A 23,050-nucleotide genomic window follows, 5' to 3' on the forward strand; every position below is an offset into this window, starting at 1 on the left:
CGCCCACACACCCTTCCGTGGGGTCCGCCGTAGTCGATGAGGGACCGCCAGTGAGTGACTGGCGGAGATCGTGTGCAATCATGTCTCAGACTGCAATGAAATGGGCGGCTCTGCCGCGACCGGTCCTGGGTGTAGACGATCATGGAAAACTTATGGCAATGGCCAGCGCAATCAGCGGGCCCATGGCCGATATTGCCGATCAACTGATCGGCGAGCTGGACCGGGCCCGTGTTGTCGCACAGGCCAAATTGGCTGACACAGCCGTTCGAATGGGCTCGGTTGTATCGTTTACCACCACCGACGGTTTTAATCGGACATATCAGCTTGTGTTCCCCGGAGAGGCGGACATCAGCTCGGGGAGGGTATCGGTGCTTACCCCGATCGGCGCAGCGTTGATCGGTATGGGCGAAGGGCAAACAATCGCCATTACAGCCCGCGACGGTCGCGAGCTGGCCCTGACTGTAACGCGTGTCGAGCGCAGACGGTAAGTTGAACACCCACATCGTCAAGATCGCGGTGCTCGTGATCGGGGTATAGGCCCAGACCACCAAGCGGTCGGTCTTGTCGCCCTTTGTGTGTTCGAGGTGCTCGAAGACCTTTTGGAGCCAGTGCAGTCTGCCATTTCAGCGCCGTGCGGGACGGATTTCCTAGGCCTCGATCATGACACCTCTTGGAGCAACAAAACGTCCGGCGGAAAGCGCGCCGGGCTCGCCAAAAAGAGGCTCCCGAGCAAGAGTTTGGACTTTTCGCTTGGGCGCCGAACGATCTCAGACCTGGGGCGGGCACTGCGCCAATTCAGTCCTTTTCTGGCACACCGGCAGGAGAGGGGCGATTGCGAATGTTGCGATAGATCTGCTCGATGTAGCCGACAGCCTGCTTTATGCGCTGAGCATCTTGGTGCAACGATATGGAAGTCGATTTGGTCGTCATGTTGTGCCTGGGTCGGGATCGCGCGGGTTGCAGATGCGACGGGCAGGAGGCGGTTTGCTCGCATGGGGGCGCGCCAGCCCGCCTCCTGGTCGGCTATTTGCACCGACGTCTAAGCCTAGGGCTCCGTTGCGGCGTGCGGCAAGCGCGAATGTTTGCCCTCAATTGATCCATCCCCAGCCTGTTCGGCCAAGAGGTCCTTGTCGTCAAGAGTGAGTGTGCCGGGACATCTAGCTAGGGCAAGCTCGAAGACGCGGCGCGAAAACTCCCACCAATCGCATACCCCCCTGGCGGGCGCTGGCGAATGCAGACATGGGGATGCGGATCGTAAGGTGCGCACGAAATGCCTGCCTCGCACCGATAACCGGGTGCGCTGACGGTCATAAAGCGCATGCCGGCGCCGAAGGATCAGTTGGGGAGTTCCAGACCGCGCTGTGCAATCTCTGCCTTTATCCTCTCGAGCCAAGGCGATGGCTTTATACGGGAGAACTGTGACAGGGCCACATAGGCCTTTATCAGATCGGCATCACCGAGATTTTCCGGATGGTAGGTCTCGTCAAAGTCCCCGTCCGGCAGCTTTTTATTATTATTGGACATATTGGCCATTGACGTTTCCCTGTCGGGCTTGCCTTAATTGCGTCACAGATGCACCGGGTATTGCGTGGGGGGCAGATGAACGCTTCGGTCGAAAGAATTCTCGCTTTCGGCGAGTGTATAGCGGGCTTTTCTGAGCCAGAGCCGCTTATAGACCAGTTTCGAATATTGGTCCAATCACTCGGTTTTTCTCGGTTTATAATAAGCGGCTTGCCGTGGGAGGGCTTTGACTTTCGTCATCTTATGGCCGGCTCGAACGTTCCCGAAGATTGGCTGGAGGTTTATGTCGATAACGACTATCTCCGCGACGATGCAATCGCACGCGCCGCCCTGGTGAACACCGCTCCGTTCACCTGGCAGGCAGCGAAGCGAAAGTTCGCCATTTCTGCGCGTGCCTTGGAAATTGCCGAAGGCTGGGAAGCTCATGGTTGCCGGGATGGGATAACGTTCCCGTTCCTCGACCCGCACAACCGCATGGCCGTTGCATCCATCATGACCGACCGCAAGGTCGCGATCGCCCCGCATCTCGTTATCATTCTCCAGGGCATCATGCCGATGGTGTATGATCGGTTCTGGCAGTTGGAGGCCGGAAAGCGTGAGCAACTGGCACAACTATCCGGCCGGGAAGTGGAAGTTTTAAAGCTCGTCTCTGGCGGCAAGCGGCTGCATGAAATTGCGGCGATCCTCAATGTCAGCTTTTCAACGGTGCGGCACCACTTGCGAACCGCCAGTGAAAAACTCGGTGGAACGTCATTGCCCCATACGGTTGCTGCGGCGATTTTTTCCCGACAAATTTGATTTTTGACACTTGTGTCAGGTGCGGCCGTCTTACCCCCGTGGTTTACTTAAGGAATTGTTACCACGGGGGCAGAAATGACGGCGAAAAAGAACAACATTGATGGCAAGGATTCCGCACTTCCGGCAGGGCTGTTTCGGTGTCCGGCCTGCAAGTCCGATCTGCAATTTGGTGAAAACGGATCGCTGCTTTGCACCCACTGCGAGGGCAATGCGGTATCGGAGGGGCCGAACCAAACGAGTGAAGCAATGTCCGAGGCTTACCGGCTGTGCGAGGACGTGGTGCGCCGCATGGCCGCCGGGCCCAACCGCAAGGAACTTGCCGGGCTGGTCCGGGTCTGTCTGCATTGGCATCATCGCCAACGACCTGAATTCTTCTCCATGCCCAGATCGGCGGGGATATCGCGCGAAGTTGTCCGCCAATACCTGGCCAGGCATGTCGAGCGCACCATGATCGAGCATCCGATTTTCTGCTGTGATTGCGACACCATGCTGATCGACAGCGACCCGGAAAGCCCTCTGGAATGCCTCGCCTGTGGCAGCAAGGACGTGGAACCGCGGAGCATGTTGTTGCTGCAAATCGCCCATATGGCCAAAAACGGCATCCCGATGGAATGATGCCACGACGCTTGGCCGCCTATTCTATGTCCGGCACCGGCCCGAAGCTGAACAAGACTTCGGGCGCGCCATATTCGCCGATATTAGGCCGCGCTTCGCGCGACCAGGCGATGACCGCCGGATAAGTATTGATGAGCGAGCCCGCCTCGATCTTGGCGCGCTGCTCGCTCTGTTACTCACGCGGATCGAAAGCGGGGCGCATGTTGCCCTCGCCATCGTCCTCGAAGGCCATGACCACGATCAGTCTGGCTGGCGGCGCGGGCTTGTTCATTTCTTTCGCCAGTTCGGCGATCATCGCGCGGCAGGTCGCCTCGCCCTCGTCGGCGCATTCGGCCTCGCGCCGGCTGGGCGGGATGCGTTGGAACGCCCTCAGCTTGCGGCGGTAGTGGGCCAGCAATAGTTTACGCTCGCGTGTTTTTGGCCTACCGGCATTTGGTACTCTCCATCCTTCATGACGGAGATCGGCGAGCTGCCGAGGGCGAAAGAAAGGCTTGCCCCGCAAAATTGACATGGTTCTCCACCTAAGCGTGGACTGCAAAATCACATTCAGCCAAATAGTTCATATTGAAGGCGGTGCCAAATCGAATAGTCTCGTCGAACGTGGGCGGGAATAATGGCCATCAGAGCTCGAACGAGGCTGGACCGCTAAATGAAACCTTGTGGGATGCGCCGTTCGAAATCGGCAACGGTCGTTCGCATGTTGAGCCAATTCGGCACATCTCGTAGGACCTGGTGGAGGTAGAGATAGCGGTCAAAACTTCCAGAACGTGGAATGCCATTTCGCCCGATGCTCTGTGGGGCCGATCGTCGGCGATGGCCTGAGCGAAATCGGCAAGTCCGAGCCCGCGGTAGTTGGCCAGGGATGGCTGCTGCTCGGGCCAGTTGATCCGCCCCCAGGGCAGCGCCTCTGTGGCTACAGGAGTGGTGCTGTCTTCACGGATGATTTTCAAGCTTCCGCCAAAGAAATCCGGATCAGGCAGGACGGCACGGCCGAGCGTGCCGTGGAGATCGATATGGGGCAGCGCGGTTGGTTGGCTATCCCAACTCAACGACATAGATATCTGGGCCCCTGCGCGAAAGCGCAGCAGGGCCTGGACGGTTGTGGGGACCTCTACGTGGATGGCTGAACCCCGCTGAGGTGAGCCGGACGTCGAGACTGAACGGATAGGGCGACCGATGGTGCCAATTGCGCTGACCGAGGCGACGGGTCCAAGTAGCGAAACGAGCGCAGTTACATAGTAAGGGCCGATGTCAAAGACGGGGCCGCCACCGGTCTTAAAGAAAAATTCGGGGTTGGGGTGCCGATGCTCCATGCCGCCGGAGATGAAATTGGCCTGACCGAAAACGACGTCACCGATTGTCTTGTTGTCGATCACGTCTCTGGCGCATTGGAGCGCAGCGCCCAGAAATGTGTCGGGGGCGCCGCCGAGGCGAAGCCCTTTTTCCTGGGAGCAGGTGAGCAGCTTGCGGCCTTCATCAAGCGACGTCGCTAGCGGCTTTTCGGTATAAACATGCAGGCCGTTCTCCAATGCGGCCCTGCTGATTGCGTAATGGCTATTGGGCGGAGTGAGGTTGAGGATGGCCTCGATTCCATGTTTCCCTGCGAGCGCATCGTCAACATTTAAAGTGAGCAATTTATGCTGCGCCGCGAAATGCTCGGCCCGCTCCGGGGTTCGGGATGCGCAGCCGACAATCTCGAAGCTCGGAAAGTGACGCGAAAGGGTAACGTAGGCGTGTGCGATATCACCGCAGCCGATAATGGCGACACGGAGGGCCATCTATTTGCCCGCCCCACCTAGTAGGCCACGTACGAAGGCTTTTTGAAACATAAGGTAGGCAGCCATGACGGGCAGGACCGAGACGAGAGTGGCGGCCATCAAAGGACCGTATTCGACCTGAAGGCTGGACGCAAAACCTGAAATCTGCACCGTCACCGGGCGAGCGCTGTCGCTCGAGGTCAGCGTTATGGCAAACAGCAAATCGTTCCATATAGAGCGGCTCTGGATGATGGCGAGCGCGGCAAGACCAGATGTCGAAGCTGGAAGAAGCAGCTTCCAAAAATAGCGCGTTGGGCCGCAGCCGTCGATCAGCGCTGCCTCGTACATGGAGCGAGGTACCGATGCAAAGAAGTTGCGCATGAAGAATGTGCAGAACGGCACAGCGTAGGCGGTGTGGACCAGCCACATGCCGGCAATGGTGTCGTAAAGTCCCAAACGTTGAATAAGAAAGAAAAGCGGAATTTGAACGATCTGAAAGGGGACCAACATGCCGGTGAGCAGCAGGAAATAGACAAGTCTGCCGCTTGAGCCACGCATGTAGGCCAGCGGATAACCGGCGATAGCGCCAATAAGAATGGAAAGGGCAACAGCGGGAACGGTAATGGCTATGGAGTTGAAAAAACTGCGCCCCATGCGTTCAAAGGCGACCAAATAGTTCTGCCAGTAGAACTCGGTTGGCAGGGCAAGCACGCGGGTGAGCTCGGAGGGGGATTTCATCGAGGTGATTGCCGCTACAATGAGCGGGGCGGCAAAGACGATGGCAAAGACAACAAGGATCGTACGGGTCAGGACCGTCTGGCGTTGCTGGAGAGCGCTGCTCATTATTCGGCCTCACTCTCGGTGACACGGTTCGACATGTAATAGATGTAGGGCATAATGATCACAGCGGCGATGATCAGCAAATAGACGGCGACGGCGCTTGCCTGGCCCATCGCGAAGCGGCCGAAGGCGAGGTCATACATTTGCGTAGCGAGCACTTCAGAAGAATAGGCCGGCCCACCTTTGGTCATGGCCCAGACGACATCGAAGAGGCGCATCGCATCGATGGCTGACATCCCCAAAACGATGATTGTCGAAGGCCAGAGCAGGGGAAAACTCACTTTCCAGAAGGTCTGCCAGGGCGTTGCACCCTCGATGCGCGAGGCTTCTATACACTCGGTGGGGATGTTGCGAAGCCCGGCAAAAAACACGAGAAACGCAAAACCGGTGGTCCACCAGGCAACGGCGCCCATAAGCGAAAAATTGACGATGTTGGGATCCCCCAGCCAGTTCTGGGACAGCCCGCCGAGCCCGATCAGATTGAGCACGGTGGTTAAAAGCCCGTTGGAGGGCTCATACATCCAGCGCCAGATCGCCGCGACAGCAACGGCAGGAATGGTGAAGGGAAGAAAGAAGATGATGCGAAAGACACCTTCCCCGCGCATCCCCCGATCGAGAAGCGCGGCGAGCAACAAGCCTATTCCTGTTGGCACGACCAGCATGAACACCACCCATGTGATGTTGTTGAACACCGCGTTGATGAAGCGCGGCTGGCCGAGCAGCGTAGCGTAATTCTGCAGCCCCACCCAGCGCATGGCAGGAGAAAACCCGTCCCAGCTATGGAGGGAGAGGTGTATGCTCGAGACGATGGGATAGATGTAGAACGTCACGAAGAGGACGACCGGCAGGGCGAGAAACGCCAGGTGCGTCCTGGTGGTGCGGTTCGACATCAATGAGCGCAGTGCCATTGCCAACCTCGTGTGGAACGAAAGGGGAGCGGCCGGTTCCGGCCGCTCCAGAGTGATTTTACCAGCTGATGTAAGCGTCTTCGGCCAACGCCTGCTGGCGAAGACTTTCGAGCGTGGCAATCAATTCGGCTTTGACCGTATCGGATGGATCGATAGCGAACCGTTCGATCTGCACGCCCAACTCAGTGCCGACTGCGGTGGGCAACAGGAAGAACAGATTTGGCAGCACGGCATTTGCTGCCGAGGCTTCGGTAAATTGCTCGGCAAAGCGCGCGCCAGCATAACCATAGACTGACGGATCGACGTTGACGTTGGGTGCGAGTGAACCCTTCGGAACGGCAAAGGCGGCCTGTCCTTCGGGCGATGCCGCAGCGACGATGAAGTCTTCAGCTGCAGCAATGCCGGCTTCGGTTCCTTCGGGTACGGCAAGCACGTCCATCTGGAAGACCGATTTACCGACGGTGCCCGGAGCTTGAAAGACATCGAAGTCCTCGCCGGCCAGGAAATCGGCCTGCTCGAAATAGGCGCCTACCCAGATGCCCATCATGAACATCCCGGTATCGCCGTTAATCACGTCGTCGGCTGTCTGGGTCCAGGTCTTGCCGCTCCAATTGTCAGCGTAGCAGGAGACCATCATGTCGCGATAGAGGTCGAGCGCTTCAGAAAATTCCGGGCTATCGAAGCCCAATTCACCGCTTGCGAGTTGGTAGTAACCATCCTCTCCGAGGACCGAGACCAGCGGTGCATAGAAATTATAGAGGCTCCAGAACGTGCCGCCGGCGTTGCCCAGCGGCTGGTATCCGGCGTCCGCGAGTGCCGTGCAAGTCTGCGTGAAGCTGTCCCAATCGGTCGGTTGCTGGAGGCCAAGCTCTTCGAAAATTGCGGTGTTGTAGAAGACATTGTTGATGAGCGAGAGATCGAACGGGACGCCATAGGGAACGCCGTCGACCTTGACGACGCGTTGCACGCCTTCGGGGAAGATTTCATCTCCACCGATTTCCGACCAAACATCCGTCAACGGGTGCAGGCGGCCGCCATCGGCGAAGGCCTTGAGTTCGAAGGCCATCGAGCTCTGGTAGGCGGCCGGCGGCTGGCCACCCAGGAAAGCCGTTTGAAGCTGCCGGCGCAGTTCGACGACGTTGCCAGGAATGATGACGCCACTGAACTGGGCGTCTTCGACTGACGCGTTGCCGTTGGCGATCATCGCCTCCATGCCGGCCAATTCTGACCCTGCTGCGTAATAGTGCCAGATTTCATAAGTTTCCTGCGCATACACGCCGGAGGTAGCCATTGCCGCACAGGCGATAACGCCGAGCAATCCTGTCTTTTTCATTTTTCCAACCTTTTGCAGCCTGAAGATTCCCTCAGCAGACCTCATTAAATAATCTGCTAACAAGAAAAATTCTGCGCCAATCCCATGCATTCTGTCAATCCCTTATGCAATCGGGTCTTTTGGCGCTAAATTAGGCAAGCTGTGGGTCGGTATTTTATTGATATATAACAATGGTTTGTTACGATTACCGCAGGGTGGGCGATCGCGTGACGATGCGAAGTGCATTTAAATGCACTTGACGCTTAGGATGGAGAATGAGTAATTTTTCTTCAACAGAGATAAATTGGAAATGCCAGTGAACCGCTCGTATCTGCGCCGCTTCCATGCCAGCGCCATATTCCATCGGATCAGGCTTGAACCCTCGATTTCGCAGCGCGAGATCATAGAGCGTACCGGCTTCGACAAATCCACCGTTTCGTCGATCGTGTCGCGATTTGCCGAGATGGGACTTATTGAACGGCAGCCCAAACCAGAAGCAAACCGGAGGGGACGACCCTCGGAAGGATTACAGCTTTCCGGAAATTCGGGGCTACTGGTTGGCGTTCAGATCGAAGCTGAGGCCGTAGGCTTTGTCGTGTGCGGTCTGGACGGCGCGGTGATGGCGTCCAGGATCGAGCCCTTCAACGGAGATCTCGAAGGCATCAAAACCTATGTGAAAGCAGGCATTGAGGCGATTGTTTCTGCTTCGGGTTCTCGTGCGCCCATCATGGGCGTCGGGGTTTCCCTTCCGGGCCTTGTCAAGAGAGACGGGACGCTGGTTCACGTTCCTGTACTGGGCTGGAGGGACGTTGATATGCTTGACCGGCTCAAGGGCATCGCTGAGGCGCCGGTTTTCGTCGGTAACGACGGCAAGGCGGCGGCGATGGCGGAGCGCATGTTCGGCGCTTGCACCGACATTGATAATTTCGTGTACCTGTTCTCGGGTTCGGGCGTTGGTGGTGCGTTATTTCTCGATGGCGAAGTCTATGGTGGGGCCAATGGTCTGGCAGGCGAGCTTGGCCATATCAAGGTCGTTCCGCAGGGCCGTTTCTGTTCGTGCGGAGCGTCAGGTTGTCTTTCCGCCTATCTTTCCGAACCGGCGCTGGCTCAGGAGATCGAAAGGCTCGGAGGAAACGTGCCGAACGGATTTGCTTCGATCCTGGAGGGGGCAGCGGCCGGAGACGAAGTGGTCCTCAACGTCCTCGACCATACAGGGGAAGTGCTAGGGTCCGCAGTTTCGAGCCTTATCAATATCTTCAATCCACCAATAGTTCTTCTGGGCGGCAATATCGCGCTGGCGCAACCGTATCTCTCGGTCGCTATGGATCGTGCCCTGATGCGACTCGCCCACCCGGCCATGTATTCGCGCAGCACAGTGAAATTTTCGGAAATTTCCGAAGGAATGCCACTCCTGGGCGGTGTTGCCATAGCCTTGGACGGGGTCACAAGCCTTGATGGCTCCCACGTTCTGCAGTGAAAATTCAAGCTTAGGTATACCAATGCGCATTGCCATAGTCGGCCTTTCTATCGAAATCATGCTCGCTTCTCCCCTTCCCACGGGAGTTGAGGCACTGCAGCAATATTCGGCCGATCAAATGCGTGACAACGACCTATGGATGGTGCGTGGCATGCTAGCCCGGCTGGGCGAGGAAGTTGGATGGGAGCCGGTGCCGCTCTATTGGGCGACCGCGCTTCCAGGTGGGCCGATGACGGCTGAAGCCTATGCGCTGGTCAAGAACAAGACCTTGTCGCTTCTTCAAAGCGAGGGGCCGTTCGACGGCGTGCTCGTGGTCAACCACGGGGCACTCGAAGTTCAGGGGTTGGCCGTCGATGCTGACGCTGATTTTGTCTGCGCTATCCGGGAAGTGGTTGGGCCGGACATGCCTATTAGCGTGGCTCTTGACCTGCATGGCGACATGACCCCCCTCTTGCTGGAGGCCGGGACGGTTTTCTCGGTCCTGCGCACTGCTCCTCACCGCGATGACAAAGAGACAGGCTATCGAGCTGCTGACCAGCTGATAACCGTCATCAACAAACGGCTTAAGCCCAAAAAGGCTGCAGTCACAATTCCAATTCTTGTGCCTGGTGAAACGGCGGTCACAACTCAGGAGCCCGGACGCGCTCTCTATGGAAGTCTTCCTGAGTTCGATGCTGTTCCTGGCATGATGGAAGCCAATATTTTGGTCGGCTTTGCCTGGAATGACAGGCCTTGGACGGCGGTGACGGCTTTTGCAGTTGCCGAGGACGATGCGGCCCTGGCCAGGGAACAGGCCACGAGGCTGGCGGAAAAGATATGGGCTGAGCATGAGAACTTCGTGCTCAGCATGGAAACCGCCGAAGTTGGTGAGGGGTTGGAGCGTGCCATAAGTGTGCCCCAACGTCCGGTCTATGTCACCGACTCCGGGGATAATACCACGGCCGGTGCTGGCGGCGAACTCACTACGGTCCTGCAGGCGGCGCTCGATCTGCCTGGCTCACCCGACATCGTGGTCGCCGGCATCACTGCGCCTCAGACTGTCCGCCAGCTTCTGGAAGCCGGGATTGGGGCTGAAATTGAGATCGAGCTCGGGGCCGAGCATCTCTCACGGCCCAGGACGGCACGCAGGGTGAAGGCAGTCGTCGAAGGGGGGGGCGATTGGCTCGAGCTCGACGGGTTCCAGCCTTATCGTTCCAAGGAAGCGGCATGGGCCAAGGTTCACATCGGAGACATCGTCGTTACTTTCCATGCCCAACCGATCGGGATTACGACGCCGCAACATTTCCAGGCCATGGCCATCGATCCGCTCGCCCACAAGGCCTATGTGGTCAAGCTCGGTTATCTCCATCCCCAGCTTGAAGACATCGCGGAGCGCCACATCCTGCTGCTCAGCGACGGAACTTCGCAGCTCGATATGACACGGCTTGAATGGAACCACCTGCCACGGCCGACCTGGCCGCTCGACAAGGATTTTCAATGGTCTGCAGCCGCTTCGCTTTATGGCGATGCAGACTGAACCGCGCGAGGACGTGAGATTGGAAGGAGCCCAGCATGGCTAGCGTAACGCTCGATAAGGTGGAGAAGGCCTATGACGGTCTCAAAACCGTACACGGCCTGGATCTTCAGGTGGCCGACGGCGAATTCATTGTTCTCGTCGGTCCGTCTGGATGCGGAAAATCGACGACCTTGCGAATGATCGCAGGGCTGGAAACGGTCACCGATGGCGAAATCGCCATTGATGGCAAGCGGGTCAACGAGCTGCAACCGGGAGAACGCGACATCGCGATGGTGTTCCAGAACTATGCGCTCTATCCTCATCTCAGCGTTGCCGAAAACATCGTTTTCGGCCTTAAGCTTCGCAAGACACCCAAGGCACAAGTTGCCCAGAGACTGCAAAGAACTGCCGAGATTCTCGGACTTGAACAACTCCTCGAACGCAAGCCGCGCCAGCTTTCGGGCGGGCAAAGGCAGCGCGTCGCCATGGGGCGGGCGTTGATTCGCAATCCCTCCGTTTTTCTGTTCGACGAGCCTCTTTCCAATCTCGACGCCAAGCTGCGCGTGCAGATGCGCACCGAGATCAAGGAGCTTCACGCCCGCATTCCGACCACGACGGTCTATGTCACCCACGATCAGATTGAGGCGATGACGCTGGCCGATCGGGTCGTGGTCATGAACGCGGGCCGCATCGAGCAGATAGCTTCACCCGAAGAGCTCTATCAGTTTCCCTCAACGCGTTTTGTTGCCGGATTCATTGGATCGCCGGGAATGAACTTCTTTCCGGTCGACGTCGAAGCGAGAGGAACGGTTCTGGAGATCAAGTTTGGCGATGGCCAGACGGTATCGGTTCCCGACAGCCGAAAGGCGTTGTTTGCACCCCATGCCGGTACGCAAATGGTGGTCGGTATACGCCCTGAGCATTTCCTTGCTTGCGAACGGAGTGGTGCGAACGCTATCGATGTTGTGACGGCCTTGGTCGAACCCTTGGGGATGGACACTCTCGTTCACTTCCGTCTGAACGGAGCTGACGCCGTATCTCGCCTGCTTCCTATGCCTGGCCTCAAGGCCGGCGCGCCTCTTAAACTGGCGATCGATATGGACAAGGTTCATCTGCTCGATCCGAAGACGGATCTAGTTTTGGGTTAGGCATGCAGGTCAGCCGGGAGGATTTGATCCGCGTTCTCGCGGCCATCGCACCTGATCCTGTCCTGGGGGCGGTTCCGATGAACGCGGTGGACTATGTGCAAGCAATGCTTGCGGGCGAAGGCGCGCGCTGGCGCCCCGCAATAGCAGATGGAATTTGGCAGTTCGCTGAGGCGGCGCAGGATTTGAGCGATGAAGGCGTTAACACACTCATTGAATCAATAGCAGATGAAGATTGGTTCGTAACACTAGCGCGCTGGGTGGCCGAAGCGATCTACTCCAATCCCGCAAATGGTGGAAATCCTGAGGCCAGGGCATGGAAGGAAGTCGGTTATCGCCACGGCTTGCCTGAGGGGCCGGACGGTCCATTCCCGAAATCCCTGGTGAACGAGCCCTCTCGTGATATGGCCGATAGCTATGACGCGATCGTGGTCGGGGCGGGGGCGGGCGGTGGTATCGTTGCAGCGCAACTTGCGCTGGCCGGCCGGAAGGTATTGTTGGTCGAGCGCGGCCAGCGGCTCGATTATGCCAATAGTGGTCATCGAGATCACCTGCGCAATCATCGCCATCCCGTCTATGGACACAACACCGGCCCGGACCGCAGGGATGGGTTGCGTGTGCTCGTGAGACCGGATGGCACTGAGGCGGTCGTCGAGCCGCATACTATAGAGTTCGGCAACAACGCCGCCTGTATCGGCAGCGGGACGCTGATTTATGGCGGACTCGCATGGCGCTTCCACCCTGATGATTTTCGTATGGCCAGCAAGTATGGCGTGCCGGAAGGCTCGTCATTGATCGATTGGCCCATTGGCTACGACGATCTCGAACCTTGGTATGAGATGGCCGAGCAAGAAATCGGTGTATGCGGACCCGAGGGTCCGCTGCCGCATGAACCCTGGCGAAGCCGAAGCCTGCCGATGCCATCCTTGCCGCGTTATGGAAGTGCTCGCGTTTTGGAGCGTGGGGGGCAGGCTCTGGGATTTGAAACTTTCTCGCCGCCTGTCCTGGTCAATTCCGTGCCGCGTGATGGGCGAGGCGCCTGCATTGAATGTGGAACGTGCGTGGGTTTCCCGTGCCCATCGGATGCCAAGAACGGCACGCAAAACACCGTTCTGCCTCGAGCGCTTGCGACCGGCAATCTTTCGATCGTCGCGGAAACGACGGCAGAACGTGTTGTTACGGACTCTGCAGGCCAGGTCATAGGCGTGTTACTGGCTTGGAATGAGGATGGCGCCACCAAAAGGCAGTATATCGGCGCGGACATTGTGGTGTTATCCGCCGGAGCCATTGAGACGGCGCGATTGTTGTTGCTCTCAGCTAACGACAGGAACCCTAATGGGCTTGGCAACACCTCCGGCCACCTTGGACGTCATCTGCAGGGCCACACCTACCCGACGGCGTTCGGTCTTTTTGACGAAGATGTTTATGCCCAGCGCGGGCCGGGCGTAACAATTGCGACTACTGCCTTCGCTCACGACAATCCCGATGTAGTTGGCGGCGCTATGCTGGCGGATGATTTTATTATTCCGCCGGTGATTTTTTGGGACCAAGCACTTCCTCCCGAACTGCCACGTTGGGGGCAGGCGCCACATGATTTCATGCGAAAAAACTATCACCGTGTGACCCAAATCAAGGGTCCTGTTCATGAAGTACCGACGCCCGATTGCATGGTGTCGCTCGACCCCGTGCTAAAAGACAGATGGGGACGCCCTGTGGCGCGACTCTCGGGGGTAGTTCATTCTGAAACGCAGCGGACGGCGCAGTTTCTGCTCGAGCGGGCCAAGGAATGGCTGATCGCGTCCGGCGCTACCCAGGTCTGGGGGCATGTACCGCCGCCAAGACTTTCGGCTTACCAGCATCAGGCCGGAACGTGCCGGATGGGCAGCGACTCTCGACAGTCGGTCACCGATTCTTACGGACGCGTGTGGGGTCACGACAACCTCTTTGTCGCCGACGCGTCACTGCACCCCACCAATGGGGGCTTCAATCCAGTTCTCACCGTGATGGCGCTGGCATTTCGCAGCGCCGATCATATTCTTTCCCTGTAACTCAAGGCGAGTGCATCATGAGCGAGCTAAAGTCAGTTGCCCTTCCAGATTTCGGCATACCCCTGGAACGTCCGCAAATTCCCGCCCAAACGCTAGCCGCCCGTTGCGATGCGGCCTATGCGCAAGCTGGCAAAACTTGGCTGTTCGTCTATGCGGATCGCGAACATAACGCCAATATTCTCCATTTCACCGGCTTTGACCCCCGGTTCGAAGAAGCGATTCTGCTGCTTGGTCCCAATGGACGACGCGTGGTGATCACGGGCAATGAATCGGAGAGCTTTACAGCGATTTCTCTATTGCCCGGACTCGAAACCCTGCTAGCCCAGACGCTTAGCCTTATGGGGCAAGACCGCAGCCGCAAACCCAGCCTGGAGGCCGTACTCCGGGAGGCTGGATTGAAATCGGGAGACAGTGTTGGCATCGTGGGTTGGAAATATCTCGAAGCCGCCGAATGGCAAGAAGATGCCCCAGGGTTCATCGTTCCCCACTATATGGTGTCGATCCTCGCGCGTATAATAGGCGGGATCGAAGGTCTTTCCGATGAAACCGCTATCGTTATGAATCCACGCGACGGCTTGCGTTCGATCGTTGATGCGGACCAGATAGCTGCCTTCGAGTGGGCTTCTGCCCGCGCATCGGTTTCAGTCTGGTCGGTCCTTAAAGGCGCTCGTCCGGGTCTTCGCGAGATCGAAGCTGCCTCCAACTTCACCTATTCTGGTGAACCGCTGAGCGCCCATACAATGTTTGCCTCGGGAGATCGCTCGCACCAGATCCACGGCCTTAACAACGCAGGTTCACGTACTCTAAAAAAGGGTGATGGCGTTACCACCGCCGTTGGATACTGGGGCGGACTTTCCTCCCGCGCAGGTGTGCTCGATGATAACAACGACGAATTCGTTGCGATCGCCAAGCGCTATTTCGACGGCCTGGTGACTTGGTATGATACGGCCGATATTGGCGTGGCGGGTGGCGACCTGCATGATGCGGTGGTCGAGAAATTGGCGCAGGGTAACCTGAACGCGATGCTCAATCCAGGGCATCTGGTTAGCTATGACGAATGGAGCCACTCGCCGGTACGACCGGGCTCATCCGACCAGATCCTCTCGGGGATGGTATTTCAAGTGGACATTATACCCGCGCCTACGCCTTCGGGAACCGCTCTCAACTGTGAAGATGCCGTGGCCTTCGCCGATGCCAAGCTTAGGGAGGAGTTGGCCGTCAGGCACCCTGAAACCTGGGCTCGTATTGTCAAGCGTCGCGAATTTATGCGTAACGAGATCGGCGTGTCACTTGAAGAGAGCATTCTTCCCTTATCCAACATTCCGCTGTATCTGCCTCCGCTATGGCTGGTGGCAGACAAAGTGCTGGTGAATGGCTGAATGAAACTGCCGGCGGCGTTGGGGCCGCCGGAAATTTCTTTGGACCAAATTTACTCCGGCCACGGCTACGACCCAAGGGGGAAGGCCGGCTACCTCCCGGTGCGCGCGTTCTTTTCAATGAACGCATGATAATGCCTCGTCGCTCCCGCTAGGCACAGTAATCGGTGCTAGGCATCGAAATTCATTTCTAAGTTCTCCAACTACAGTTCAGCTCTAAGGTAAGAGGCGAGAGTTTGTCGCTTCCGCCACGCCAAAACCCAGGCGACCATTGCCAGAGAGCAGGCGGCAACGAGCGACGGCCGCATGCCAAAATGATCGGCTGATACGCCGATCAAAACTGCGCCCAGAGCGGCAATGCCGCGCTGAATAAGGCCATAGACAGAAAGCACTCGCCCCCTGAACTCCGTATCGACATTGAGGTGGATTATGCTCTGCATGCCCACTCCGCTTCCCACTGCGCAAAACCCTAGAACGGCCAGCAGCGCATAGCTCGCCCATACGTATATGCCAGCAAAGGAGAGGGCAAAGATCGATAGGACCATAAGGCCCGGCAGTGTAAGAACGGCTAGTAGAACCGCATCGAGATCACTTCGGCTCAGCATCCATATTCCCCCGGCCATCGCTCCTAGGCCGACAGAGGTCGTCATGGCGGCGAGAATTTCGGATCGACCGTCGAACCAGAGGCCGGATATGGCGGGCAGAAGTTCGATGACCGATCGGGAACACAGGCTGAGAGCCAGAGCCATGGCCAGCACGACCGAAAACAGCGGGTGGTGTCGTATATAGGAGAGGCCTTCAGGTATTCCTCCCAGAAGGCTCGTTTGGGCCGTTGACGCGGCCGATACCATAGGCAACCGGCGCATTCCGAGCACAACCATAAGAAGCGGGATAAATGAAGCCGCATTGAGGGCGAAAGCAAGCGTGGGGCCGCTAAACCCGAGTGCGGCGCCGCCCACCATGGGACCGGCGAAGCGTGCGGTGTTGTTAGCAAAGGAATTTAGCGCGATGGTCGGTCGCAGCAACGAATTGGGCGCCAGATCGCCCACCATACTGAGGCGGCTGGGTTGATTGATGCCTTCCAGAAGTCCTAGAACGAGTGCGCAGCAGAGCAGAAACGGCAAGGATAGCATTTCGAGCGCTGCCCCGAAGGTGAGCGCGAGCGCTTGTAGGGCGGCCAGTCCCTGGCCGAGCACCAACAGCTTCCATTTGTGTGTTCTGTCTACCAGAACGCCGCCCAGCGGCTGGACGATGAACGATGGCACCACTTCGCAGGCGGCAACAACCCCCACCCAGCTGGCCGACCCGGTCAATTCGAAGGTCAGCCAGCCAACGGCGATACGCTGTGCCCAGGTTCCGGTGTTGGAGAGAAAATTCCCAAGTACAAAAAGACGCACCAGCGGGTGTAAGACCACCTCGCCAAGTCTTGTCAGTATCGTGTATCTAGCCACGGCGCGACCCGGATCATTTTAAGGTTGCTCGATATGCCTCGATCCTTTTTTTAAGTCCCGGCCTGCTGGCCGAGCGTACAAGGGCCGCTAGATCGCGGTCGCGGCCATCGCAGCGGCTCATCTCGCGCAGCGCAGCCGCAGCCCCACGCGGAAGCTTGCGCGCTTCAAGGGCAAGCTGGCTCAGACGAGATGCAGTCTCGGATGGATGGAGAACTTCCGTGACCAATCCCGCTTCAAGGGCTTTTTCGACCTCCAGGATCCGCTGGGCCAACAGGGTGTCTCGCGCTCTTTGCTGGCCCATAATCGTGGTGAGGCGTGCGGTTCCGAGCACTATGCCGAACGCTCCGCCTGGAAAGGCAAAGCGGGTCCCGGGGGCCGCGATACGATGATCGCATGCCGCGAAAATGTCGGCGCCGGCGCCATAGGTTGCACCAAAACCAAACGCCACGGTCGGGACCGAGCTGGTCTCGATCGCCGCCCTTAGTTCCTCAATGCGCACGAACCGGTTCAGCAGGGTGGCATCGGATTCTTCTGCAAGATTGGACAGGTCTAGGCCGGTGCAGAAATGCCTGCCCTGGCCATGAAACACGATCAGCCGTGCCTGCCGCGCCGTTTCCAGTGCAGCGATCAAGTCCTCCACCATGGCCAAGCACAGCGCATTGCCTTTTTCGGGCTTGTTGAGGGTCAGCTTGGCAATATCGTCATGGAGTTCAAATGTCACAGCCGTCATGGTCTATCGTCCCTTCCTATAGCCAAGCCGTTCCGAGATTTCGCTGGCCGCCCGGATGACTAGCGTGGCCAGTTCGGCGACCCTGTCCCCGGCGATGCGGATGCGCGGCGCCGAAATGCCGATGGCGGCTTCAACATTGCCGTCTGCATTTCGGATAGGGGCGGCGATTCCCCCGACACTCTCGCGCCATTCGCCAAGGTTGACTGCGAAACCTTGTTCGCGAATGCGCGAGAGTTCACCTTTAAGGGCAGCGGGCTCAAGTGTGCTCGATGTATGGCGTATCATCGCTTCGGCCAGCAGTTCTGCCGCTTCTGTGGGCTCCCAGGCCAGCAGAGCCTTGCCGGTCGCCACGGCATAAGCGGGTGCGCGTCCGCCGATGGTCGTATAGGCCCGGATCGGCTCCTGGCTTTCTATTTTGTCGAGATAAATCACCTCACTTCCATCCAGAACCGAGAGGTGGACCGTTTCTCGTGTTTCTGCGGACAGCCATTTCATGGTGTCCTGGGCATCGGTCTTGAGGTCAATGCGTGCGAATGAGATCTGGCCCAGTTCCCACAGCTTCAACGTCACGCCATAGCGGCCCAGATCGTCCACCTTGCGCACGAACGAGGCAGCTTCCAGCGTCTTGAGAACCCGGTGAACGTTGCTTTTGTTGAGCCCGAGTTTCCTTGCTAGTTCGGTTGTTCCGCAGGGATCTGGCGCGCGTGCCACCATCTCAAGGATTCTGAGCCCCTTGAGTAACGTCGTATCCATACCCGTTCTCCTCGTCAGCGAACCTCATTTTTCATTACTCAATTCTATTATTTGAGACAACCGGTATCCTGTCATGTTTCCTGATCGGAGAATGGGGCGCTTGCTCGCGTTCTTCATTTCTAACGGGAACTTCTCATAAAAAGCGACCATTCAAAAAAAGTTTGACACCAAACAATACCAATCATATGTTCTAAGAGATGATACAGCGTATCATTTATTGGAACGAGCCGTGCTTGGTTTGATGAGGACAATGCCAGGACGGATTGACCATTGTTGATATGGGAGGATGCTATGAGAACTTGCTATTCTGTCCGCGGAGTGCTTCGGGGGTTGAAAGCTGCCACTGTTTTAGCCTTGCTCGCGGCCACGCCAGCAGCGGCGCAATCATGGACTGCCGACCGACCGGTCGAAGTGGTGGTCGGGGTTTCGCCGGGCGGCTCGATGGACTTTACGGCGCGCTTAGTGCGGGACCTTCTGGTGCAGGAGGATCTGATCCCTGAGGCCAGTATCGTCAACAACAAGCCTGGCGGCGGTCATGCGGTGGCGCTGGCCTATACCAGCCAGCACGAGGGCAATCCCAATTATATACAGATCGTCAATACACCCCTGATCGCCAATTCGATTCTGGGCCGCAGCCCCATCACCTATGAGGAATTCACGCCCATCGCGATGCTGTTCGAAGAGAACATGGTGTTTGCGGTGCGTGCTGATTCAGATATCGCCGATGGCGAGGATTTGGTGCAGCGCATGCGTGATGCGCCGGACTCGGTGAGCTTTTCGGTCTCGAGTGGTCTGGGTACGGTCAACCACGCCGCAGTCATGCAGATGGCTGGTGAAGCGGGCGTCGATCTTACCAAATTGAAGACGGTGGCTTTCAACTCCTCCTCCGAGGGTGTCACCGCCACACTCGGTGGCCATGTCGATGTTGTAGTGACAACCGCGCGTTCGTTACTGCCTTTCCGGGAATCGGGTGATCTACGCTTTCTTGCGGTCGCCGCGCCCGAGCGGCTTCCCGACGCGATGTCGGACGTGCCGACTTGGCGCGAGCTGGGCGTGGACGCAGTCGTAGCGGCATGGCGCGGTGTCGTGGCACCCTCGGGTCTGACAGAGGAGCAGGCGGCCTTCTGGAGCAACGCCGTTCGCCAGGTCACAGAATCCGAGAGTTGGAAGGAAACGCTGGCCGAGGAATTCATGGTCGACATCTACCGCGACGGCCAGGAAACGGCGCAGTTCTTTGCCGACGAAACGGAGAGTTACAGCGCGATGATCGAAGCGCTGGGTGTGACCCACTGAATGAAAAAGGCGCCGCACGCAAGGGCGGCGGCGCCATAGCCATGGAATAATGATCGGTGTTTCGATCCGATCGCACGGAAAACAAGGGCCGGGAACCCGGGATCGGGTCTGGGCCATACGTCAGGGAATAGAGATGAGTGTGCATGTGTTTCAGCCTTTGGCAGACATTCGCGTCGTGGAGTTCTGCCAAATTGCGGCTGGCCCGTTCTGTGGAATGCTTCTCGCTGATCTTGGAGCCGATGTAGTCAAGATCGAGAACCCAGCGGGCGGTGATGCCATGCGCACTTGGCCCCCGTTTAGCGAAGGATTCAGCGAAAACTTTGCTTCGCTTAATCGTAATAAGCGTTCGGTGGCGCTTGATCTCAAAACCCCTGAAGGGCGGGTTGCCGCGCTCGATCTGTGCCGGCAGGCGGACGTGATCGTGGAAAACAATCGGCCGGGCGTCATGGATCGTCTCGGCCTGGGGTACGACCGGCTGCATACGTTCAATCCTAATCTTGTATATTGTTCGATTTCCGGCTTCGGGCAGAAAGGACCGCGCGCCAATGAGGGTGGGTTCGACGTTTCCATCCAGGCCATGGCCGGCGTAATGAGCGTGACGGGGCAGGCCAACTCTGAACCAGTCAAATGCGGTGTGCCGATCTCGGATTTCTCGACGGGGCTTTATGCGGCCTATTCAATTGCCACTGCCTTGCGCGCCGTGGAGGCGGGCTCCGGGGGAGCCTTTATCGATGTGTCGCTCATGGGTGCCACCCTGGGCGTCGCCGCACTGCAAACCTCGGAATTTTTCGGCACCGGCGCCATCCCGCGTAAACTCGGGTCTGCCCATCCGCGAAATGCCCCTTACCGCGCATTTCGCTCTGCCAACGGTCATTTCGTGATGGCGGCGGGTAACGACGCGCTGTGGGCACTGGTGTGCCAGGTGATCGAGCGTCCCAATTTGCGCACCGACCCTCGCTTTTCCAGTGTTTCGGTGCGCGCCCGCAATCAGGACGAAATGCTACCTCTGCTCGAGGATGTGTTCGTCACGCGCGATAGCGAACATTGGCTCGAACGGTTTCGCGCGGCGGGAGTGCCTTGCGCGCCGATAAACAATTACCAGCAGGCTCTTGCCGATCCGCAGGTCGAGGCCATGGGCTGGATCAGCGAGCTCGATCTGCCCTCGGGCGTTCGCACGCGCACCTTCGGCAATCCCGTGCTGTTCAACGGCCAGACGACCCCGATACGGCGCGGGCCGCCGGAATTGGGCGAACATACCGACGAGGTTCTCACCGAGACCCGCAAAAAGGTTGAACTGGAAAAGAGCAAGGCAGTGATATCATGAGCGCCAATCCCCTTAAAGAATTCGTCGTCGAGATGACACGGCTCTCGGATCGCGAGAGTGACGAATCCCGTCTGTTCGAGCAGGCGACCCCACTCATGGCAGCTTTGATAGCAAGGTCGGACTGGCTACCCGAAGCCTGTGCTCAGCCGGACCCCAGGTTTTACCGGCAGTACCTGCTCCATTGTGATCCGCTTCAGCGCTTTTCGCTTGTCAGCTTCGTTTGGGGCCCCGGCCAGCAGACTCCGATTCATGATCACACCACCTGGGGGCTTATTGGCGTGCTCGAGGGTGCCGAGCATTCCCAGAAGTACGCAGAGGAAGGTGGAGTTTGGCGACCGCAGCGCGAGGAGGAATTGCTTGAGCCCGGCGCAATCGACGCCGTCTCACCGACTATTGGCGATGTGCACAAGGTCCGCAACGCCTGGGACAATAGGACTTCTATCTCGATCCATCTCTACGGCGGCAACATCGGCCAGATCGACCGGCATGTCTTTGACCCCCAAAGCGGGCGGGCCAAGGATTTCCGGAGCGGTTACTCGCTTGATACGCTGCCCAATATCTGGAGCTGACGGTGTCCGCCAATCTCTCAGACAGGCCGTTCGCGGATAGGGACGCCGTCGATCCGGGCCGGCGCAACCAGGAGGCAATGTCACTTTCTTGGCAACTGGGGCGTTTTGTCTCCACTCTTGGATGGCAGGAGCTTCCCGACGCGGTTCGGGCCGCTTTCCGACGCACTATGATCGACTATCTCTCCTGCGTCGCGGCGGGATCTGGGATGCCGCAGGCCAGGGCGGCCCGCGAATATGCCGCAGCGGCGGGAGGCCAGCCGGTGGCCACCGTGATCGGCTCGGGCATGAAGGCCGCGATGCAGGACGCGGCCTTTGCCAACGGAACCGCCGCCCATGCCCTCGACTTCGATGACGGACATCGGGAAGGCTCCGCCCATCCCGGGGGCGTGATCATTTCGGCAGCATTGGCCGTGGCTGAGTCGATCGGAAGTGACTGGTCAGCCTTCAGCGAGGCGGTCGTCGCCGGCTATGAGGTCATGCTCCGAATTTCGGCCGCGATCCATCCAGCGTCGGCATTGCGGGGATGGCACAATTCCTCCGTTGCTGGAGTATTCGGCAGCGCCGCCGCATCGGGAAGACTGCTCGGCCTCGACGCCAACGCATTAGGTCATGCCATGGGCCTGGCAGGAAGTTTTTCGGGCGGAATCCGCGAATATCTCTACGACGGCAGCGATGTAAAGCGACTCCATTTGGGTAAGGCCGCGCGGGACGGAATTTTGTGCGCCGAACTGGCCGGCAGAGGGTTGACCGGCCCCCGTCGGGTCCTTGAAGGGGCCAACGGCCTTTTTCGCGCGCTTACGGGGGGAGAGGCGGACCCTGAGCGTGTATTGCGCGGAATCGGCAGTGATTGGGAGATGGCGGCGGTCTATTTTAAACCCTATCCGTGCTGCCGGCATTTCCAAGCTGCCATCGATGCCGTCCTCGAACTTCGCGATCAGGCCGCTCTAGAGGCTATCGCCGATATCGAGATCGGGCTCTATGGCCCGGCGGTCCCCGGTCATACCCATACGAGGGCCAGCACGCTGCTTGACGCGCAGATGAGCGCTCCGTGCGCCATTGTTACTGCCCTGGTACACGGTAGTCCGGGCGTCCGTCACTTCGAACCCGACATATTCGCTTCGGATCAGGTTCGCGGCCTTCTATCGAAAACGAGGGTGGTCACCAATCCTCTATGCGATGTCGAATATCCAGCCGTGCGCGGCGCCATTGTGAAGCTCACCCTTAATGATGGTTCTGCGCTCGAACGGCGTGTGCGCAACCCAAAAGGGGAAGCGGAGAACCCGCTTAGCGACGACGAGTTGAGGCGCAAACTGGCCGCGAATTGCACGCCGGGCTTTAGCGGCGACGAGGTGGAAAAGCTGTCTGCAAACATTTTTGCCGATGCCTATCAAGGTCGTCCCGTTACTGATTTCACGGCCGACATAGCCGCCGGCTTCAAGCAAAGCCAATGGGCGAATCTAAGTGCCATCCCTTCCACCACCGTGCGGGGAGAGCTTGCCGATTAGGGCTCAGCGCGGACCGGCCGGGTTGGAGCATTAGGCGTTTGTGTGTCGTTCGATCGAGGCGGAAAGTCCGCGTTCTTTCGATCGCGCCCGGAGAGGTTCGCTGGAGGAGCGGCCCTCGGAAACGAAAGAGGAG

21 protein-coding genes are annotated in these 23,050 nt (G+C 58.3%); 12 read left to right on the forward strand and 9 right to left on the reverse strand.

All coding sequences use genetic code 11. The features are described from left to right. The first annotated feature begins 80 nt into the window (after window positions 1–80). Window positions 81–488 carry a nucleoside diphosphate kinase regulator gene (rnk, locus tag V6617_RS01565; protein WP_338608608.1) on the forward strand — a complete coding sequence of 136 codons (408 nt, stop codon included), beginning with the start codon at window positions 81–83 and terminating at the stop codon, window positions 486–488. Window positions 489–1,335: 847 nt separating this feature from the next. On the opposite strand, the gene V6617_RS01570 is transcribed toward rnk, so the two are convergent. Next, window positions 1,336–1,533 (reverse strand): hypothetical protein, encoded by a 198-nt coding sequence (locus tag V6617_RS01570; RefSeq protein WP_338608609.1) that lies wholly within the window; start codon window positions 1,531–1,533, stop codon window positions 1,336–1,338. A gap of 66 nt (window positions 1,534–1,599) precedes the next feature. Between V6617_RS01570 and V6617_RS01575 the strand changes: the two genes are divergently transcribed. Together V6617_RS01575 and V6617_RS01580 are read left to right on the forward strand one after the other, a co-directional pair. After that, a complete protein-coding gene (locus tag V6617_RS01575; RefSeq protein ID WP_338608610.1) occupies window positions 1,600–2,319 on the forward strand; it encodes a helix-turn-helix transcriptional regulator in 720 nt (239 codons plus the stop codon). A 288-nt stretch (window positions 2,320–2,607) separates the two neighbouring features. Beyond that, a complete protein-coding gene (locus V6617_RS01580) occupies window positions 2,608–2,934 on the forward strand; it encodes a hypothetical protein (protein ID WP_338608611.1) in 327 nt (108 codons plus the stop codon). Between the two features lie 172 nt (window positions 2,935–3,106). Here V6617_RS01580 and V6617_RS01585 read toward each other — a convergent pair whose 3' ends face one another. The 5 genes from V6617_RS01585 to V6617_RS01605 form a co-directional block, all read right to left on the reverse strand. Next, a complete protein-coding gene (locus V6617_RS01585; protein WP_338608612.1) occupies window positions 3,107–3,331 on the reverse strand; it encodes a hypothetical protein in 225 nt (74 codons plus the stop codon). Between the two features lie 223 nt (window positions 3,332–3,554). Next, window positions 3,555–4,712: a Gfo/Idh/MocA family oxidoreductase gene (locus V6617_RS01590; RefSeq protein WP_338608614.1), complete on the reverse strand. Its 1,158-nt coding sequence runs from the start codon at window positions 4,710–4,712 to the stop codon at window positions 3,555–3,557. After that, on the reverse strand, window positions 4,713–5,534 hold the full coding sequence (locus V6617_RS01595; protein ID WP_338608615.1) for a carbohydrate ABC transporter permease: 822 nt from the start codon (window positions 5,532–5,534) through the stop codon (window positions 4,713–4,715). Beyond that, entirely contained in the window at window positions 5,534–6,439 is a 906-nt protein-coding gene (locus V6617_RS01600; RefSeq protein WP_338608617.1) for a sugar ABC transporter permease, read from the reverse strand. The genes V6617_RS01595 and V6617_RS01600 overlap by 1 nt, the downstream gene beginning before the upstream one ends. A 58-nt stretch (window positions 6,440–6,497) precedes the next feature. Next, complete coding sequence (locus V6617_RS01605; RefSeq protein WP_338608619.1) at window positions 6,498–7,772, reverse strand: ABC transporter substrate-binding protein; 1,275 nt, start codon at window positions 7,770–7,772, stop codon at window positions 6,498–6,500. Window positions 7,773–8,067: 295 nt separating this feature from the next. Between V6617_RS01605 and V6617_RS01610 the strand changes: the two genes are divergently transcribed. The 5 genes from V6617_RS01610 to V6617_RS01630 are packed head-to-tail and all read left to right on the forward strand — an operon-like array spanning window position 8,068 to window position 15,295. Beyond that, complete coding sequence (locus tag V6617_RS01610) at window positions 8,068–9,228, forward strand: ROK family transcriptional regulator (RefSeq protein WP_338608620.1); 1,161 nt, start codon at window positions 8,068–8,070, stop codon at window positions 9,226–9,228. A 22-nt stretch (window positions 9,229–9,250) separates the two neighbouring features. Further along, window positions 9,251–10,744 carry a M81 family metallopeptidase gene (locus tag V6617_RS01615; protein ID WP_338608622.1) on the forward strand — a complete coding sequence of 498 codons (1,494 nt, stop codon included), beginning with the start codon at window positions 9,251–9,253 and terminating at the stop codon, window positions 10,742–10,744. Between the two features lie 35 nt (window positions 10,745–10,779). After that, window positions 10,780–11,871 carry a sn-glycerol-3-phosphate ABC transporter ATP-binding protein UgpC gene (locus V6617_RS01620; RefSeq protein WP_338608623.1) on the forward strand — a complete coding sequence of 364 codons (1,092 nt, stop codon included), beginning with the start codon at window positions 10,780–10,782 and terminating at the stop codon, window positions 11,869–11,871. A gap of 2 nt (window positions 11,872–11,873) precedes the next feature. Further along, window positions 11,874–13,916 carry a GMC family oxidoreductase gene (locus tag V6617_RS01625; protein WP_338608624.1) on the forward strand — a complete coding sequence of 681 codons (2,043 nt, stop codon included), beginning with the start codon at window positions 11,874–11,876 and terminating at the stop codon, window positions 13,914–13,916. Between the two features lie 17 nt (window positions 13,917–13,933). Further along, entirely contained in the window at window positions 13,934–15,295 is a 1,362-nt protein-coding gene (locus V6617_RS01630) for a Xaa-Pro aminopeptidase (RefSeq protein ID WP_338608626.1), read from the forward strand. A 200-nt stretch (window positions 15,296–15,495) separates the two neighbouring features. On the opposite strand, the gene V6617_RS01635 is transcribed toward V6617_RS01630, so the two are convergent. The 3 genes from V6617_RS01635 to V6617_RS01645 form a co-directional block, all read right to left on the reverse strand. Then, window positions 15,496–16,689 (reverse strand): MFS transporter, encoded by a 1,194-nt coding sequence (locus V6617_RS01635; protein WP_338608628.1) that lies wholly within the window; start codon window positions 16,687–16,689, stop codon window positions 15,496–15,498. A gap of 67 nt (window positions 16,690–16,756) precedes the next feature. Beyond that, the gene (locus V6617_RS01640; protein WP_338608629.1) at window positions 16,757–17,473 is read right to left on the reverse strand and encodes an enoyl-CoA hydratase/isomerase family protein; all 717 of its coding nucleotides are present in this window, start codon (window positions 17,471–17,473) and stop codon (window positions 16,757–16,759) included. A gap of 3 nt (window positions 17,474–17,476) precedes the next feature. Continuing rightward, window positions 17,477–18,226 carry an IclR family transcriptional regulator gene (locus V6617_RS01645; protein WP_338608631.1) on the reverse strand — a complete coding sequence of 250 codons (750 nt, stop codon included), beginning with the start codon at window positions 18,224–18,226 and terminating at the stop codon, window positions 17,477–17,479. A 330-nt stretch (window positions 18,227–18,556) separates the two neighbouring features. Here V6617_RS01645 and V6617_RS01650 point away from each other — a divergent pair, with 330 nt between their 5' ends. The 4 genes from V6617_RS01650 to V6617_RS01665 all read left to right on the forward strand — a co-directional run bounded on the left by V6617_RS01650 (window position 18,557) and on the right by V6617_RS01665 (window position 22,917). Next, complete coding sequence (locus tag V6617_RS01650) at window positions 18,557–19,519, forward strand: tripartite tricarboxylate transporter substrate binding protein (protein WP_338608633.1); 963 nt, start codon at window positions 18,557–18,559, stop codon at window positions 19,517–19,519. A gap of 133 nt (window positions 19,520–19,652) precedes the next feature. Then, window positions 19,653–20,843 carry a CoA transferase gene (locus V6617_RS01655; protein WP_338608635.1) on the forward strand — a complete coding sequence of 397 codons (1,191 nt, stop codon included), beginning with the start codon at window positions 19,653–19,655 and terminating at the stop codon, window positions 20,841–20,843. Continuing rightward, a complete protein-coding gene (locus V6617_RS01660; RefSeq protein WP_338608637.1) occupies window positions 20,840–21,412 on the forward strand; it encodes a cysteine dioxygenase in 573 nt (190 codons plus the stop codon). Before V6617_RS01655 ends, V6617_RS01660 begins: the two co-directional genes overlap by 4 nt. 2 nt (window positions 21,413–21,414) lie before the next feature. Continuing rightward, the gene (locus V6617_RS01665; protein WP_338608639.1) at window positions 21,415–22,917 is read left to right on the forward strand and encodes an MmgE/PrpD family protein; all 1,503 of its coding nucleotides are present in this window, start codon (window positions 21,415–21,417) and stop codon (window positions 22,915–22,917) included. Window positions 22,918–23,050: the final 133 nt, after the last annotated feature.

The sequence above is a fragment of the Pelagibacterium nitratireducens genome, from assembly GCF_037044555.1.
In the GTDB taxonomy this organism is placed as follows: Bacteria; Pseudomonadota; Alphaproteobacteria; order Rhizobiales; family Devosiaceae; genus Pelagibacterium; species Pelagibacterium nitratireducens.

What these genes read in the sequence shown, in the direction of transcription:
- rnk (WP_338608608.1), top strand. Translation starts at nt 81, where the DNA reads ATGTCTCAGACTGCAATGAAATGGGCGGCTCTGCCGCGACCGGTCCTG.
- V6617_RS01570 (WP_338608609.1), bottom strand. Translation starts at nt 1,533, where the DNA reads ATGGCCAATATGTCCAATAATAATAAAAAGCTGCCGGACGGGGACTTT.
- V6617_RS01575 (WP_338608610.1), top strand. Translation starts at nt 1,600, where the DNA reads ATGAACGCTTCGGTCGAAAGAATTCTCGCTTTCGGCGAGTGTATAGCG.
- V6617_RS01580 (WP_338608611.1), top strand. Translation starts at nt 2,608, where the DNA reads ATGGCCGCCGGGCCCAACCGCAAGGAACTTGCCGGGCTGGTCCGGGTC.
- V6617_RS01590 (WP_338608614.1), bottom strand. Translation starts at nt 4,712, where the DNA reads ATGGCCCTCCGTGTCGCCATTATCGGCTGCGGTGATATCGCACACGCC.
- V6617_RS01595 (WP_338608615.1), bottom strand. Translation starts at nt 5,534, where the DNA reads ATGAGCAGCGCTCTCCAGCAACGCCAGACGGTCCTGACCCGTACGATC.
- V6617_RS01600 (WP_338608617.1), bottom strand. Translation starts at nt 6,439, where the DNA reads ATGGCACTGCGCTCATTGATGTCGAACCGCACCACCAGGACGCACCTG.
- V6617_RS01605 (WP_338608619.1), bottom strand. Translation starts at nt 7,772, where the DNA reads ATGAAAAAGACAGGATTGCTCGGCGTTATCGCCTGTGCGGCAATGGCT.
- V6617_RS01615 (WP_338608622.1), top strand. Translation starts at nt 9,251, where the DNA reads ATGCGCATTGCCATAGTCGGCCTTTCTATCGAAATCATGCTCGCTTCT.
- V6617_RS01620 (WP_338608623.1), top strand. Translation starts at nt 10,780, where the DNA reads ATGGCTAGCGTAACGCTCGATAAGGTGGAGAAGGCCTATGACGGTCTC.
- V6617_RS01625 (WP_338608624.1), top strand. Translation starts at nt 11,874, where the DNA reads ATGCAGGTCAGCCGGGAGGATTTGATCCGCGTTCTCGCGGCCATCGCA.
- V6617_RS01630 (WP_338608626.1), top strand. Translation starts at nt 13,934, where the DNA reads ATGAGCGAGCTAAAGTCAGTTGCCCTTCCAGATTTCGGCATACCCCTG.
- V6617_RS01640 (WP_338608629.1), bottom strand. Translation starts at nt 17,473, where the DNA reads ATGACGGCTGTGACATTTGAACTCCATGACGATATTGCCAAGCTGACC.
- V6617_RS01645 (WP_338608631.1), bottom strand. Translation starts at nt 18,226, where the DNA reads ATGGATACGACGTTACTCAAGGGGCTCAGAATCCTTGAGATGGTGGCA.
- V6617_RS01655 (WP_338608635.1), top strand. Translation starts at nt 19,653, where the DNA reads ATGAGTGTGCATGTGTTTCAGCCTTTGGCAGACATTCGCGTCGTGGAG.
- V6617_RS01660 (WP_338608637.1), top strand. Translation starts at nt 20,840, where the DNA reads ATGAGCGCCAATCCCCTTAAAGAATTCGTCGTCGAGATGACACGGCTC.